The following is a 14,935-nucleotide window of genomic DNA, read 5'->3' on the forward strand; positions in this document are numbered from 1 at the left end:
GTTTAGGACAGTGCCCCGAGCACCGCGTCGTAGTCGGGCTCCTGAGCGATCTCGGGCACCAGCTCGGTGTAGGCGACGTTGCCGTCGGCGCCGATCACGACGATCGCGCGGCCCAGCAGCCCGGTCATTGGGCCGTCGGCGATCGTGATGCCGAAGTCCTCACCGAACGCGCTGCGGAATGCCGAGGCGGTGCCCACGTTCTCGATGCCCTCTGCGCCGCAGAAACGCTTCTGGGCAAACGGCAGGTCCTTGGACACGCACAGCACCGGCGCGCCCGCTTCAGCGGCACGCTGGTTGAAGGTCCGCACGCTGGTCTGGCAGACGGGGGTGTCGATCGAAGGAAAGATGTTGAGGATCACCGGCTTATCCCGGTACTGATCGCTGGTCACAGGGCCGAGATCGGCGCCTACCAGCTCAAATGCCGGGGCAGGAGAGCCGACAGCGGGAAGCTCGCCGACCGTGTTGATGGGGTTTCCGCGCAACGTGATCTGTGCCATGGGTCCAGTGTTCCAGAGTTCGTGTGCTGTTTGCATCAGCGGGGTTAGGTTGGAGGCATGACGACGCCCGTCAGCTTCGATAACCGGTTCTTCTCGGCAACGTGGTCCGCCATCGCGCGGCGCGAACCTCCAGAGATCAAGGAGCTGCGCGCCGAGAATCTGCGGGGCCTGACCGGACGCGTCCTGGAGGTGGGCGCGGGCACCGGCTCGAACTTCTCGCTGTACCCGAGCACCGTGACGTCGGTGATGGCCCTGGAACCCGAGTCCGGGCTGCGTCCGCAGGCCGAGGATGCGGCCGCTGCCTCGGCGATCCCGGTGACGGTGACCGCTGGCGTGTTCGAGGATCTCACCGTCACCGGCGAGGACCGATTCGACGCGGTGGTGTGCTCGCTGGTGTTGTGTTCGGTCGGCGACCCCGATCGTGCCGCCGCGCAGGCATTCGAAGTGCTCAAGCCCGGCGGTGAGGTGCGTTTCTTCGAGCACGTCGCCCACGGGGGCGCGCTCGGAGTGGCTCAGCGCGTGGTCGACGCGACGTTCTGGCCCCGATTGTTCGGGAACTGCCATACGCACCGCGACACGCTGGCAGCGCTCGAACGGGCCGGGTTCCAGATCGAGGAACGGCGCGACGACTGGCTGAAGATATTCGGAATCCCGATGCCGTCCTCGTCGATCGTGATCGGGCGCGCGGTCAAACCCGCGTAGTGCAGACGCGCTTGGAGTGCCCGCGGATCAACCGAATTCGACGACCGTCATCGCCGGCCTGATCCGGTCAGAGAACGGCAGGTCGTAGAACAGGGGCGTGGCCAGCTTCAGGAAGTTTCCGCGTCCGGGAGGCATCCGCACCTCACGCACCGTGCGCACACCGTCAAGAGCCCGCAGCTGTCCGTATTGGTGCGCGGTGAAGGAGAACGGCATGGGCGGCACCGTGTAGTGCTCGCTGAGCTTCCAACCGCGCCGCTGCGAATAGACGCTCATCAACCAGGGGATGGTGTCGAAGACCATCCACCCGCCGGGAAAGCGCTTAGCGCAGGCGGCGATGAGGTCGAACACCACATCGCGCTCCAGGTACATAAACAGCCCCTCGGCGGTGATCAGGACGCCGTTGGAGTCGTCGACCTGGTCCATCCAGGAGTGCTCGAGTGCCGACTGCGCGATGTAGCGGAGCCGATCAGAGGGCGGAAGCAACTGTTGGCGCAACCGCACGATGGGTTCCAGGTCGACGGACAACCAGTTCAGCTCGCCGTTGTCGATGCGCCAGAAACTGGTCTGCAGACCCTCGGCCAGCGCCACCACCGTGGCACGCGGGTGGGCCGCGAGATAGTCGTTGGAAACGTTGTCAAAGGTCAACGCCCGCAGCGCGATTCCCTGGTGGGTGCGACCAAAGTGGTGGTAGTCGTAATCGAGGCTGTCGCGCAGCACGATAGCCATCGGGTCCTCAAGAACGCCGTCGGGCCGGTTCGCCTCGGTGGCCCGCTGATTCAGCGTGATGAGCGCGGTCTCCGACACCCCGTCGAGGTGGCGGGCATCAATGGCAGCCATGCCAGCCACAGTACTAGCGAACGAGTTTGTGCAACGTCCGCAGGTTGCGGGTGGTCGTCGTCGACTTGTACCGCTTCTTGCCCATCGTCTTACCGACGGGGCTGGCCAGGGTCTGCGACTTGGGCACCTGCCAATACAGCACGCCATCACCGGCGGCGATGCGTTCACAGTCATCGAGCTCGCCGCCAAGGGCTGCCAGTTCGGTGAGCACCGCAGGGTCGCTGCAGAACATCACGTAGGAGTGCACGTCCTCGATATCAGGCTCCCACGGGAACGCATCGATGATGCGGCCGACCGTGTCCAGGTCGTACACCAGCACCCAGGCCTCGTAACCGAAGCGATCGCCGAGTACCCGCTGTAGCCGTTCCTTGACCGCAGAGGCGGTATCGCTAGAGTCCAGCAGCACATTGCCGCTGGCGAGAATTGTTGTCACACCAGCGAATCCATCGGCGGTGAGGGCGTCGCGGACATCGGCCATCCTCATGGTGATGCCACCAACGTTCACTCCGCGCAGCAAGGCGGCGTACCTGGTCATGATGGCTTCTCCCAGGTGAGCAGGTGACGCCACAGCACGAGGCGCTGTAGCCGGGCGCCGGGAAGCACGCGCTGGGCGATGCGTCGCACCTCGTCGTGGCTGTCCAGGCCCTCACAAATAATCGGCGAGGGATGCTCCCACCAGCCGTGGCGGAAGCGGTAGTAGCGGTGCGTCCAGAAGCCGAGGCTGTTGTACCAAAGGTCGGCCAACGAGTGACTGGCGGCGAAGCCGACGACGACGATCCTGCCGCCTGGCTTCAGCAGGTCCGACATCCGCTGTAAACCACGTTCGACATCCATGTGATGCAGTGAGGCGATGGCGGCGATGAGATCGAAAGATCCTGCAGGAAAAGGATGCTGGAGGAAATCGGCGTGGATATATTCGACGTTGGGTGCCGATGTTTCCGTGCGGGCGATCCGCAGGCTCGGATCGTCGGAATCAATCCCTACCACCCGCTGCGCCAGCGGAGCCAGTTCACGTGTCAGCATCCCGGTGCCGCATCCGACGTCGAGCACATCAGTGGCGCTGGCGGGAACCCTGCGCAGTACCTCGCGCTGGTAATGGATGTTGTGGTTCCACCGGGTGGGCACACTTACCCGAACTGCAGCAGCGTCATGGAGGGACGTGTCCGGCGCAGAAATCCACGATCAAGGCGCTTGGCGTTGACGAACTTCCAGAGGCCACGGCCGGGCTGCAGCGGTATGTCGACGGCGGCCACCACTCCCGGAACTGAGGAGAGTGCCTCGCCTTCGTCGGGTGTCAGCGCGAACGGCATGGGCGGGGCCACATAGCGGTCCGACAACTTGAGCCCTTGCAGGGTGCGCCTGCTGAACCAGTGCGGGATGCTGTCGAACATCATCTGGCCACCGGGAAAACGCTTGGCGCAGGCTTCGATCAGCCCGAGAGATTCCTCCGGCTGCAGGTACATGAGTAGGCCCTCGGCCGTGATGAACGCGCCCTCTGAGGCGTCGACCCGATCCATCCAACTCAAGTCCAGGGCCGACTGCGCCAGCCCGACGATCCGCTGGTTCTCGGGCAGTAATTTCGTGCGCAGTTCCATTACCGGTGGCAGATCGACTGAATACCAAGTGAATTGGGCTGCCGATTCCGCACCGCCGAGGCGCCAGAAGCTGGTCTGTAGGCCCTCGGCGAGTGCGACGATCGCCGCCCGGGGATGCGTCGCGAGATACACACGTGCCTGTGTGTCGAAGGCCAGCGCCCGCAGCCCGTGAGACTGTGACGGGCGCCCGAACTTGCGGTAGTCGTACTCGATGGCATCGAAGAGTTCAGCGGCCAGCGGATCCTTGATCACACCGTCCGGCCGCTTGGCTTCGGTTCCGCGATTGTGCAGAGTCCACAGGGTGGTAGCCGAGACGCCCTCCAGGCTGTCTCCGCTGATCCTCGATGAGCCACGTGGGCGAAGAGCATCAGACTCGGTCATGACGCTGATGCTAGTGAAATGGGGCGACGATAGGACTGCCCCTTGGTTAGGCTGACCGGTATGACCGAATCGAAGGCGGGCGGAGACTCGGCCGCGGATGATGCCAAGCGCAAGTTCCGCGAGGCCCTTGACCGCAAGAACAACAAGGCCAACGCCGCCGCCGACCACAAGGACACCGCAAGCAAGCCGACCCATGCACATGGCCGGGCCGGCTCGCATCGCGAATTCCGCCGGAAGAGCGGTTAAGCCTCTCGTCTCTGGCTGGCCAGTGACCGGGCGATGATCAGCCCGGCCAGCACCACCACCCAGCACACGAGACCAAAGCCCTTGAGCCCCCACACCACTGACGCCAGGGTGAACCCGCCGGCGGCCATCAGCGCTATCCCGACGGCCGCGCTGCGCAGACCGGGATGCGCCACGTAGCCGCCGTCCCAGCCGGGCAAGGGGTTGTTCTCCAGCGGTCGCAGGGCCAGGAAGAGGCCCGTCACCAGGATGACCATCGTCACCACCTGCAGCACTGACAAGAAGACGAAATTCGTTGCCGTGGTGTCGTATCGGGGGAATCCCAGGAAATCGAACACCAGGTGCATGCCCAGCAGCGCGGGCATGTGCCAGAGGTACAGCGTCATCGCGCCAGAGTTGCCGATGGCCACGGCCCACCAGACCCGTGGACGCTGAGCCCACCGATTGATGGCAGGCATCGCCGCGATGGCCAACGCCGACAGGACGATCGCGTGCCCGGCCAACACCAGCGACGGCGGGATCATGTTCGGCACCTTCTGGCCGGCCACCCCGACCAGGCTGATGGTGTACGGGCCGAACGTCACCAGCGCGATGTTGATCGCGAAAACGGCTGCGGCGAGCATCAGCGCCGCCTTCTGGGTGATCAGCTGCCGGCGGTACCCCACGCCTAAAACCGCCGGCAGCAGCCACACCACGAAGTTCACGTATCCGATGCCGGCGGGAGCCCCCAGCCCCAGCCGCAACACGTCAACTGCCGCGATACCCAGATAGATCCCGGCCAGCGCGCCGAGCATGCTCCGCGTGGTCGTGATGCGGGCAAGCAGCGGAATCGCCGCTAGCACCAGCACGTAGGCGCCCAGGAACCACAGGAGCTGGGTGCTTACCCCCGCGACCGGCTCGTACACGTGCAGCGGCAGGATCTGCCGGAGAATCAGCAGCGCCACCGCCCAGAAGCCCAGGTAGTAGAACACCGGGCGGTACAGGCGGGTGCAGCGATGCATGAGCCAGGATCCCCAGCTGGTTCCGGGCTTCCAGGAGCCCACGCTCGCGGCAACCCCGGCGAAGAAGAACAGCGGCATGATCTGGAAAACCCAGGTGAGTGCCTGGAAAACGGGGCGGCCGTTGAGCAGGTTGCCCCACAGCAACACACCATTGTCGATGGCGCTCACCGCCATGACGGTGTGCCCGAGGACCACGCCGACCAGCGACACGATCCGGATCACGTCAAGTGCGCGGTCGCGCGTTGCCGCCGTGGCGGCGCCCACCTCATCGGCGGTGGGCAGGCCCAGAGTCATCGTCATGCACCTAGCGTCGCCGAGTGCCGATCGCCGACACAGCGCGTCGCTACGCGATCGCGCTAGGTAGTTTCCCCTGTCTTCGACGTAGGGCTACGGGTGAATCGACTGTTGACTTACGCAGCCTTGTTATGGGGATTGGGATAATTTTCATCGAAGACGAGCACAGGCCTGCCCCTCAAACCGCCTTTGGCCAATGTCTGGTGCGCGAGCGCGGCCTGCTCAGGGGTAAAGGTCATTCCGACACGCAAGCTCAAGATCCCCGCCGCGGCCATATCACGTAGTGCATCAATCGCGGCGGTTTCATACATATGCCTATTCACGAAGGCGGTGGTCCATTGCACGCCGCGCTCGGTCGAGCCTTCATAGGGGCGCAAGGAAGCGATGCTCCCGCCGTCCCGGACCGCGCCCAGGGCTTTCTCGTTAAGCAACGCAGAGTCGACGACACCGTCTGCACCGTTCGGGACGATCGCACGGATGTCTGCGGCGAAAGCGTCCCCACGTGGCACAAGGTGGTCGGCCCCGAAGGAGCGGACAAGCTCCCGATCTTTGTCGGCGGCATCGGCGATCACAGTGAGGCCTCGCGCTTTGGCGATCTGCACGGCATAGCCGCCCACGGCGCCTGCCGCTCCCGTCACCGCCACCGTTGCTCCCGGGCCAAGGTTCAGTTTGTCGAGACTGAGGCGAGCAGTGAGGGCGTTCATCAATAGCGTGGACCAGGCGATCAGGTCTGCGTCCGTGGGGACTGGTGCCACTGACGCCGCTGGTACTACGACGTATTCGGCCTGGCCTCCGAGCTTTCCCGAAGGTCTCGTTATCGCGATCGCCGGCTCACCAACGGAGAGCCTCTCCGCTCCTGGCCCCACTTCGTCGATGAAACCAGCAGCATCCCATCCCACGATGTAGGCGTCCGAATACGGAAACCAATCTTCGCCCTGCTCTTCGACTCTCGTTAACCCTTCCCTGGCCAAGGTGTCGGACGGGTTCACATCAGCTGCGACGACTCGGAGTCTCACCTCGCCTGGCCCCGCATGCGGCTCGGGCAGCTCCAAAACTTTCATCACCTCTGGACCGCCAAAATCAGTGAAGCCAACTGCCCGCATCGCATAAACCCTTCTATACCAAGACCTTTACGCGCCCCGTGTTGAGGCGGGAGCTGCAACGCCATGGGTGCGGCGCGCATTCCCTGATCAGCCACACTTGGCTAATAGAAGACAGGCCTAGCGTTTTCGGCCAGTATGGGAAAGACGGATTTGTCAGACGCTGAGTTGGCTCTCGGCCCGCCGCGTAGGACTAGCCGCCGAGCGCGGCGATGAGGTCCTTGATCTTGGCGGCCTCGTCCTCGGTGACCTGCTCCTCGGACTCGACCGCCGTCAGGAAGCCGACCTTGAGGCCTGCGCCATTGGCGGTTTCCTGTGCGGTGAGCCGGGCGCGCCGACGTGCGGTGTACAGACGCTGGCCCAGCGTCGCGCTGGGGCTGTTTGCTGCATCCTTCATCAGATCGTCGTAGCGATGGCGCACCCCGCTCAGCGCGACGATCACCGAGGGCGTCACGCGGCTGCGGCCGGCGGCCTTCGAGATCGCGCCCTCAAGCTTGCGCAGTCCGCTCAGCACGACGGCGACGCGTTCGCCGTACTCGGCGTCGCTGGGTTCGGGCAGGGTGTCGATCGCGGAGGCGTACATGTGCACCGCCGCATCGACGAGGCTGACAATGACTGGGGCTTCGCCGTCATCCGGCACGACTTCAGGCACGACCCATCGACTCCTTCTGAAAAGACCGGTAATGACCCCGAAGTAGGCGGGGGTCGCCGACAACTTAGCGCCGATCCAGAGCCTGGACAACCCCTATCGGATGAACGGTTTCTGATCCGAGTGTCTAGGCGGGGGTGTGCGAACTGTGCTGTGCTACCAACCTTTTCGGCAGTACAGCTGTGGTCATGGGGTGTGGGGGCAACAGATCTTGATTAGCCGGTGCTCACCGGTGCGTCCGGTTTCACCCGGCGCGGGCGCTCTTGCCAGATGACGGCGATCAGGCACAGCGCGGCCAGGGCGGCCACGGCGAGTGCGAACGTGACGCCCGCGGTGCGCAGTCCCCATGCTTGGGCGGCCAGGCCCTCGCCGATGACCGGCAGGGCGATTCCCACATAGGCGACCACGAAGTAGCTGGAGGTCACTTCGGCGCGGTTGTCCTCGGGGGTCCGGTCGGCGATGGAGGCGAGTCCGCGGCTGAAGCTGATGCCCTGTCCGATGCCCACCACGACGGCGCTGGCCAGGTACCAGGGCAGTGACGAAGTATGCAGGGCCACCACAACGAGCAGCATCCCGGTCAGCAGGATTGCGCAGCCAAGGATCAGTGCCTTGGCGGCCGGTATCTGCCGGACGAGAATCTGTGCCACACAAGAAGATCCGAACGTCAGGAAGACGCTTGCCCCGGCCACCGCGTGGTTGTCGATGCCGAGTACCCCGGACAGGAACCCGGGTGCCACCGCCGTGAAGGATCCGAGCGCCGCGAATCCCGCGAACCCCGCCGTCGCCGCTGCCGCGAATGTCACCCGGACCTCGGGAGGCAGCGAAAGGCGTTGCACACCAAGTTTTCCGTGCCGCGGTGCGGTCTCGGGTGCCAGCAGCAGGGCGACCACGGCGATCGACACAAGTCCGATATGAACGATGAAGGCCAGATGTGTGGGCCAGGGCGCGTACTGAACGAGAACACCGGCCACCAAGGGGCCCAATCCAAGGCCGCCGGTGTTGGCGATGGTGGCCACGGCGGCGGCTCGTCCCCGCCATTGCTCGGGTGCTGCCTCGATGACGGCGACGGTAGCGGCACCGGTGAAAAACCCTGCGGACAGTCCCGAGACGATGCGCGCGACCAGCAGCAGCGGAACCGAGTCGACGAACAGGAAGATGACCGAGCTGAGGATGGCGAACCCGGCACCGGTCAGCAACAGCGGACGACGGCCGAGAACATCGGACCAGCCGCCGAACATCAGCAGCGCGAACAGCACGCCTGCGGCATAGGTGGCATAGACGACCGTGGTGGTGAGCACGGAAAAATGCATCTGCTGCGAGTACAACGCGTACATGGGAGTCGGCATTGTGGTGCCGATCATGACTGCCGAGAAGCTGAACGCCAGCAGGATGAACGCGGCCGAGTGGCGCAAGCGAGCAATCACAACCCAATGTAAGTCACGGGCGGGCCTGTCTCATTCCGCCACGATTAATGGGCAATCGCTTTCTCCGCGCCGATGCCCGTCAGAGAGCGCACCTCCATCTCGGCGTTCAACCCGGGATCGCCCTTGTCGCTGGAGGTGAGCGTCCCGATGATGCCCAGCAGGAAGGCCAGTGGAATCGACACGATGCCCGGATTGGCGAGCGGGAACCAGGCGAAGTCGGCCCCCGGGATCATCGCGGTTTTGGCGCCGGAGACGGCGGGGGAGAAGACAATGAGCACGATGGTGGAGATCAGGCCGCCGTACATGCTCCACAGCGCGCCGCGGGTGTTGAACCGCGCCCAGTACAGCGAGTACACGATGGTCGGCAGATTGGCGGCCGCCGCGACCGCGAAGGCAAGCGCCACCAGGAACGCGACGTTCTGCCCGTTGGCCAGGATGCCGAGCCCGATCGCGATGACACCCAGCACCACTGCGGTGATCCGCGACACCCGGACCTGCTCTGCTTCAGAGACGTTGTGGCCCTTGATGACCGAGGCGTAGATGTCATGTGCGAAGGAGGCCGAGGCGGTGATCGTCAGCCCGGCCACCACCGCGAGAATCGTGGCGAAGGCCACCGCCGAGATGACCGCCAGCAGGATCACGCCGCCGAGCTCGAAGGCCAACAGCGGTGCGGCCGAGTTCTGCCCGCCCGCTGCCGCCAGGATGCGATCGGGTCCGACGAGCGCCGCAGCGCCGTAACCCAGCGCCAGTGTGAACAGATAGAAGGCGCCAATCAGTCCGATCGCCCACACCACCGAACGCCGCGCCTCCTTGGCGGTGGGCACGGTGTAGAAGCGCATCAAGACGTGGGGGAGACCGGCGGTGCCCAGGACCAGCGCGAGTCCGAGCGACAGGAAGTTGATCTTCGATGTCAGGGAGCCGCCGTACTGGGCGCCCGGAGCTAGAACATCGCGGGACGCAACACCTTTGGTGTGGCTGTCGGAGACGGCGTGCTGCGCCGCGCCGAGGATGTCGGAGAAGTTGAAACCGAATTTGGCGAACACCGCAGCCGTCATGAGTGCGGCGCCGCTGATCAGCAAGACCGCCTTGATGATCTGCACCCAGGTGGTGCCCTTCATCCCGCCCACCAGGACGTAGACGATCATGAGTACGCCAACCACGCCGATCACAATCGATTGGCCCCATCGGCTGTGAATGTTGAGCAGGAGTGCCACCAGGCCTCCGGCACCTGCCATCTGCGCGAGTAGGTAGAACAGTGACACCGTCAGAGTGGACGTGGCCGCCGCCAGGCGCACTGGGCGCTGCCTGAGCCGGAAGCTCAGCACATCGGCCATGGTGAACTTGCCTGTGTTGCGCAGTAATTCGGCCACGAGAAGCAGGGCCACCAGCCACGCCACCAGGAATCCGATGGAGTACAGGAAGCCGTCATAGCCGTACACCGCGATGGCCCCGGCGATTCCGAGAAAGCTCGCGGCGGAAAGGTAGTCGCCGGCGATGGCGATCCCGTTCTGTGGGCCGGAGAAGGCGCGGCCGCCGGTGAAGAAGCCCTCTGCGGTCTTGTTGCTGCCGCTGGCCCGGATGACGAGGTAGAGGGTGGCGGCGACGAAGACGGTGAAGATCGCGATGTTGGTGGCCGGATTGCCGACGGATTCGGCCGCCCGCGTCGATATGGTGCTCATGCCTGTTCCACCTCGGCGCGGATGGCCGCGGCCTTCGGGTCCAGCTCGCGGTTGGCGAATCTGACGTAGAGGCCGGTGATGACGAAGGTCGTGAGGAACTGGCCAAGGCCCAGCACGAGTCCCACGTTGATGTTGCCGACGAGTTTGATCGCCATGAAGTCATGGGCGAACGCGCCCAGCACCAGGTACAGGCCGTACCATCCGAGAAAGAATGCCGTCATGGGAAAAACAAAGCGGCGCAATGTCTTCCGAAGCTCCTGAAACTCCGGGCTGCTCTGGATTTGCAGGGCTCGTTCGGTGGAGAGCTCGGTCGGATCGATCGCGGTCAACGCTGGCTCCTTATGGGTACCTGTAAGGGTGCTGGGAGAGCGTAATGAGAGCTGAGTCACAGCGGCGGGGTTTCTGGCGCTGGTTTGTCAGGTGTTCACCTGACCGGCTGCGGGAGCGACCGCTCACACGCTCCGGTGTACCGATTCGTCCCCGTACTGCTGGTTGACCGCGCGCAAGAACTTCTCGGCATCGGTCGGTTCGACCGGAGGCAGGTGGATCGTTTCGCTGACGATGCCGTCGGGCAGGCGCGGCTCGGAGCCGACGTCGGGGATGAAGTTCTTCAGGGCGCCATCGGTGAAGGGCACGCCGGACTTGACCTGGTTGTTGGAGACCAACTCGAATGCCCGCGTCATCGCGTCGCGGGATTCCTCGGGCAGCGCAGCTTTGATCGCGGCGATCTCGGTGGCGGACTTCCCGTCGAAAGACTGCGCGAACTCGTACAGATACTGCAGCTGGTTGGACGGGATGGTGACGCTCTTACCCGCGGCGAGATCTTTGAGCTGCCGATCATCCAAGAGTGATGCCGCGTTGACCCTGCTCAGCACGCTCTGATCGCGCTGGCTGTCCGCCTGAAAATGCTCCCCGTCTCGATTTCCCTGTGCGGGAGTCAGCCCGCAGAAGGGGTTGAACGAGGCTGCCAACTCATCGCAAATGGCGTCGATCTGCTGCTGGGCTTCCAGTTCGGCGGCCCACCACTTGTCGTAGGCCTTGCGCATCATCCGCGTGAACTTGGCGGCGCTTTGGTTTGCCTTCTCGATGACCTCCGCGCTGGCATCGGGCTGCATGTTCCAGCTGACGGTGAGGTCCTCGGCCACGGTGTAGCCGTGGTCGCTGGCCTCGTTGTACAGGTCGACCGCCTCGCGGCGGTACTCAATCGACTGGAACTCCAAGGTGACCAAGGCTTTCGGGGCGTCATCGAGCAGCACCTGGGTGGCCAGGTAGATCGTCTTCTCGTCACTGGCCGCGGTGTCCTGGACCGCGCGCGCGGTTTCACCGTCCCACGGAAGGCCGCCGGGCATGTCGACCGAATGTTTGTAGTCCTGGGCGCGATGTTGCAGCTCGGTGGCGGTCAGCATCGCCAGGCGCAACGGCACGATCGACTGTTCGGGATGGTTGGTCAACAACCGTCTGGCCGAGTAATCCGACTTCATTGCGGCCTCGACAGGGACGCGGCCGAAAGGATGGTTTGGCGCACGTACTCTTCGGTATCCCCGAACCGGGTCTGTGCTTGCTCGGACAAGTCAGCCATGTTGACGCAGCGCGCCGCGAACATGCGCTGTAGCTCGGGGATGACTTCGGTGACCAGTCGTCTGACGGCAGTCAGCGATGGAGCATCCCCCGCTTCGACCCTCGTGGGGTTGTCGGCCCGGCTGCACAGTTTGTGGGCCTGTTCTCGTAATTCCGGCGACAGCTTGCGCAACGCCTCTAGATCAACGTCCAATTGGCCTGACAGCGGCAGCCTCCCCGAACACTGTGATCTTGGTCGCCCAAGTTGCCGTAGCGTAGCACCGCTGGCGTTGTCAAAGTTCAGAAGGAAGGAATGTCACATTGGCGAAATTGCAGCTTGCGCAAGATCCGGCCGCCGATGAGTTGCTGGAGGAGAATCCGCTAGCGCTTCTGATCGCCATGCTCCTCGATCAACAGATCCCGATGGAAGTGGCGTTCGCCGGGCCGAAGAAGATCGCCGACCGGATCGGCGGTATCGACGCGCACCAGATTGCGGAATATGACCCCGACAAGTTTGTGGCCTTATGTTCCGAACGGCCCGCGATCCATCGCTTCCCCGGCTCGATGGCCAAGCGCGTCCAGGTGCTCGCGCAGGAGATCGTTGATGAGTACAACGGCCGCGCCGAGAACATCTGGAAGACCGGCGATCCGAACGGGGCCGAGCTGCTCAAGCGGCTCAAGGCGCTGCCTGGTTTCGGTGAGCAGAAGGCCAAGATCTTTGTGGCGCTGCTCGGCAAGCAATACGGGGTCCAGCCGAAGGATTGGCGCAAGGCCGCCGGAAATTATGGCGAGAAGGACACCCATCTGTCGGTTGCGGATGTTGTCGACGGCGAGTCGCTGGGGCTGGTGCGCGCCCACAAGAAAGAAATGAAGGCCGCGGCAAAAGCAAAGGCGGCCAAGGCATAAAGCCCTGACCGCCTCGCTTGTGTCGTGAACTACGGCAGCGCCGCGAACAGCGGTGCCGACGGGACCACCCCAACACCGGGAGCGGTCGCGGCGGGCAGCCCGGCGACGGGAGCCGCTGCGGCTGCTGGGATTCCGTTGACCAGGGCCGGCGGAATCAGCGTCTGCTGCACTCCGGCAGGCAGCAGCTTGGGCAGGTTGGTGGCCCACAGATCAACGGTCTGGGTGACACCGTCTGCGCCGGGGATCTGCGAAACGCCGGGCACGCTGCTGGTTGCGGGAACAGACGCGGGGGACAGCGCCTGGGCGGCTGCCGGCGTCAGTGCCTGAGCGGCCGGCGGCAGCGCAGGTGCGGCGGGCGCCAGGCCCGGAACCTGAGCGGCCGGTGCGGCGGGAGCCAGGCCCGGAACCTGAGCAGCCGGTGCTGCGGGAGCGACGGCGGGCAGCGCCGGTGCGGCCGGTGCGGCGATGGCGGCGGGTGCCGCGGGAGCAACCGGTGCGGCGGCGGGTGCGTTACCGAAGCCCGAAGCTGCCTGGCCCAGGATCGCGGCGGGGTTGGTCGGGTTCGGCCCCGGGGCGGGGATGGGGTCAGCGCTGGCGGTCGACGCCAGGCCCAGCGCCAGGCCGGCCGACGCGAAGGCCGCGATCGACGCGCCCATGAAGACGTTGGTGATCCGTGACATATTGAACTCCAATGCTGTTTCGCTAGACGTGATTACTGGTGTTAAACGCCAAGGTAATCCGTTACGCGTGTTACTCAAGTGACGCGTGTGGCGTAGATGGAACCGTTACCAAAACGAGTGAGCGAGGTTATCGAAGCCCCGATGAGAACAGAGCCGACCAGGGCGAATGCCGAGCCCCAGGTTTCGACACGCGGCGTGTCGGCGTGGCGGCGTGTCCGCGAATGGGGTCCGTGGCTGTTGGCGCTGAGTGTTGCGGTGCGCCTCGCCTGGGCGTACCTAACGCCGCACGGTGCCGACCTTGTGGACCTGCATGTGTACGTCAGCGGTCCGGCAACTCTGGGCCACGGCAATCTCTACGAGTTCACCTACCCGGACAAGACGCCGGACTTTCCGCTGCCCTTCACCTATCCGCCCTTTGCGGCCGTGGTGTTCTGGCCGCTGCACCTGCTTCCGTTCACTCTGCTCGGGGTGTGCTGGATCCTGGGCACCATCGCCGCGCTCTACGCGGTGGTCCGGCTGAGTCAGCGGTTACTCGGATTCGACGACGCGCGTGGGGCCGCCGTGTGGACGGCCGTGACCATGTGGACCGAACCGGTGCGTTCGACCCTGGACTACGGGCAAATCAATGTGTTGTTGATGCTGCTGATCTTGCTGGCAGTGACGTCGTCGCGGTGGTGGATCTCCGGAACGCTGGTGGGACTCGCAGGCGGGGTGAAGCTGACTCCTTTGGTCTCCGGCCTCTACTTCCTGGGTGCGCGCCGCTGGGCGACCGCGATCTGGGCCGCGGTGGTCTTTGTGCTGACCGTGCTGGTGGGCATCGCGATCGTCGGGGAGCAGGGGCGCTACTACTTCACCGATCTGTTGGGTAAGCCGGACCGGATCGGGCCGATCGCCACCGTGTTCAACCAGTCCTGGCGGGGCGGGATCTCCAGGATTCTCGGCCACGACGCGGGCTCGGGAGCACTGGTGCTGGTGGCATACCTGGCGACAGCGGTACTGGCCTTTTTCGCCTGGCGGGCCGTGGACGACAGGTTGGGGCGGATCTGCGTGGTGCAGATGTTCGGTCTGCTCATCTCGCCCATCTCGTGGACCCACCATTGGGTGTGGATGGTTCCGTTCATGGTGTGGCTACTCCACGGGCCCTGGCGAGAAAAACTGGGCGCGAAGATCTTTGGGTACGGATGGTTGGTGCTGTTACTGGTCGGGGTGCCCTGGCTGCTCAGTTTCGCCCAACCGGACATCTGGCGCATCGACCGGCCCTGGCCGTTGGCATGGGCCGGGCTGGTGGACATTGTGGCGGCAATGGCGACGTTGACCTGGATGGCGGTGGCGGGGATCAGGTCACGGGCTTGGAATCGGGAGGTTTCGCCCACCGGCTAGCGTTGCGGTC

The 14,935-nt window shown here is 64.6% G+C and carries 18 protein-coding genes; 4 read left to right on the forward strand and 14 right to left on the reverse strand.

The window, feature by feature from the left end; genetic code table 11:
- Positions 1-2 precede the first annotated feature (2 nt).
- Positions 3-497, reverse strand: a complete 495-nt coding sequence (tpx, locus tag AOT83_RS03140; protein ID WP_030094739.1) for a thiol peroxidase — start codon at positions 495-497, stop codon at positions 3-5.
- Positions 498-554: 57 nt separating this feature from the next.
- Here tpx and AOT83_RS03145 point away from each other — a divergent pair, with 57 nt between their 5' ends.
- Entirely contained in the window at positions 555-1,199 is a 645-nt protein-coding gene (locus AOT83_RS03145) for a class I SAM-dependent methyltransferase (RefSeq protein WP_057963862.1), read from the forward strand.
- Positions 1,200-1,226: 27 nt separating this feature from the next.
- Here the strand turns inward: AOT83_RS03145 and AOT83_RS03150 are convergent, their stop codons facing one another.
- From AOT83_RS03150 to AOT83_RS03165, 4 genes are read right to left on the reverse strand one after another with little or no spacing between them, the layout of a single operon-like run.
- Complete coding sequence (locus tag AOT83_RS03150; RefSeq protein ID WP_030094741.1) at positions 1,227-2,036, reverse strand: class I SAM-dependent methyltransferase; 810 nt, start codon at positions 2,034-2,036, stop codon at positions 1,227-1,229.
- A 13-nt stretch (positions 2,037-2,049) separates the two neighbouring features.
- Positions 2,050-2,571 (reverse strand): DUF1697 domain-containing protein, encoded by a 522-nt coding sequence (locus AOT83_RS03155; RefSeq protein WP_057963863.1) that lies wholly within the window; start codon positions 2,569-2,571, stop codon positions 2,050-2,052.
- On the reverse strand, positions 2,568-3,161 hold the full coding sequence (locus tag AOT83_RS03160) for a class I SAM-dependent methyltransferase (protein WP_057963864.1): 594 nt from the start codon (positions 3,159-3,161) through the stop codon (positions 2,568-2,570). Before AOT83_RS03160 ends, AOT83_RS03155 begins: the two co-directional genes overlap by 4 nt.
- Positions 3,162-3,163: 2 nt before the next feature.
- Positions 3,164-4,012 (reverse strand): class I SAM-dependent methyltransferase, encoded by an 849-nt coding sequence (locus AOT83_RS03165; RefSeq protein ID WP_030094744.1) that lies wholly within the window; start codon positions 4,010-4,012, stop codon positions 3,164-3,166.
- Between the two features lie 60 nt (positions 4,013-4,072).
- Here AOT83_RS03165 and AOT83_RS03170 point away from each other — a divergent pair, with 60 nt between their 5' ends.
- Complete coding sequence (locus AOT83_RS03170) at positions 4,073-4,258, forward strand: DUF5302 domain-containing protein (RefSeq protein ID WP_030094745.1); 186 nt, start codon at positions 4,073-4,075, stop codon at positions 4,256-4,258.
- On the opposite strand, the gene AOT83_RS03175 is transcribed toward AOT83_RS03170, so the two are convergent.
- The 8 genes from AOT83_RS03175 to AOT83_RS03210 all read right to left on the reverse strand — a co-directional run bounded on the left by AOT83_RS03175 (position 4,255) and on the right by AOT83_RS03210 (position 12,173).
- Positions 4,255-5,556 (reverse strand): acyltransferase, encoded by a 1,302-nt coding sequence (locus AOT83_RS03175; RefSeq protein WP_030094746.1) that lies wholly within the window; start codon positions 5,554-5,556, stop codon positions 4,255-4,257. The two genes, AOT83_RS03170 and AOT83_RS03175, sit on opposite strands and share 4 nt — an antisense overlap.
- Positions 5,557-5,666: 110 nt before the next feature.
- Positions 5,667-6,653, reverse strand: coding sequence for an NADP-dependent oxidoreductase (locus AOT83_RS03180; RefSeq protein WP_044104261.1), 987 nt, complete (start codon positions 6,651-6,653; stop codon positions 5,667-5,669).
- Between the two features lie 190 nt (positions 6,654-6,843).
- A complete protein-coding gene (locus AOT83_RS03185) occupies positions 6,844-7,233 on the reverse strand; it encodes a hypothetical protein (protein WP_030094748.1) in 390 nt (129 codons plus the stop codon).
- A 281-nt stretch (positions 7,234-7,514) separates the two neighbouring features.
- On the reverse strand, positions 7,515-8,723 hold the full coding sequence (locus AOT83_RS03190) for an MFS transporter (protein ID WP_057963865.1): 1,209 nt from the start codon (positions 8,721-8,723) through the stop codon (positions 7,515-7,517).
- A gap of 44 nt (positions 8,724-8,767) precedes the next feature.
- Complete coding sequence (locus AOT83_RS03195; protein WP_057963866.1) at positions 8,768-10,402, reverse strand: cation acetate symporter; 1,635 nt, start codon at positions 10,400-10,402, stop codon at positions 8,768-8,770.
- On the reverse strand, positions 10,399-10,731 hold the full coding sequence (locus AOT83_RS03200) for a DUF485 domain-containing protein (RefSeq protein WP_109394769.1): 333 nt from the start codon (positions 10,729-10,731) through the stop codon (positions 10,399-10,401). The genes AOT83_RS03195 and AOT83_RS03200 overlap by 4 nt, the downstream gene beginning before the upstream one ends.
- A 123-nt stretch (positions 10,732-10,854) precedes the next feature.
- On the reverse strand, positions 10,855-11,883 hold the full coding sequence (locus AOT83_RS03205) for a hypothetical protein (protein ID WP_030094752.1): 1,029 nt from the start codon (positions 11,881-11,883) through the stop codon (positions 10,855-10,857).
- Positions 11,880-12,173 carry a hypothetical protein gene (locus tag AOT83_RS03210; RefSeq protein ID WP_057963867.1) on the reverse strand — a complete coding sequence of 98 codons (294 nt, stop codon included), beginning with the start codon at positions 12,171-12,173 and terminating at the stop codon, positions 11,880-11,882. Before AOT83_RS03210 ends, AOT83_RS03205 begins: the two co-directional genes overlap by 4 nt.
- Before the next feature lie 116 nt (positions 12,174-12,289).
- On the opposite strand from AOT83_RS03210, the gene AOT83_RS03215 reads away from it, so the two are divergent.
- Positions 12,290-12,865 carry an HhH-GPD-type base excision DNA repair protein gene (locus AOT83_RS03215; protein WP_198530412.1) on the forward strand — a complete coding sequence of 192 codons (576 nt, stop codon included), beginning with the start codon at positions 12,290-12,292 and terminating at the stop codon, positions 12,863-12,865.
- Positions 12,866-12,894: 29 nt separating this feature from the next.
- Here the strand turns inward: AOT83_RS03215 and AOT83_RS03220 are convergent, their stop codons facing one another.
- Positions 12,895-13,545, reverse strand: coding sequence for a hypothetical protein (locus tag AOT83_RS03220; RefSeq protein WP_030094755.1), 651 nt, complete (start codon positions 13,543-13,545; stop codon positions 12,895-12,897).
- A 141-nt stretch (positions 13,546-13,686) separates the two neighbouring features.
- Here AOT83_RS03220 and AOT83_RS03225 point away from each other — a divergent pair, with 141 nt between their 5' ends.
- On the forward strand, positions 13,687-14,925 hold the full coding sequence (locus tag AOT83_RS03225) for a mannosyltransferase (protein ID WP_044104265.1): 1,239 nt from the start codon (positions 13,687-13,689) through the stop codon (positions 14,923-14,925).
- Positions 14,926-14,935 lie beyond the last annotated feature (10 nt).

It is taken from the genome of Mycobacteroides sp. H001 (assembly GCF_001440005.1).
Classification (GTDB): Bacteria; Actinomycetota; Actinomycetes; order Mycobacteriales; family Mycobacteriaceae; genus Mycobacterium; species Mycobacterium gwanakae.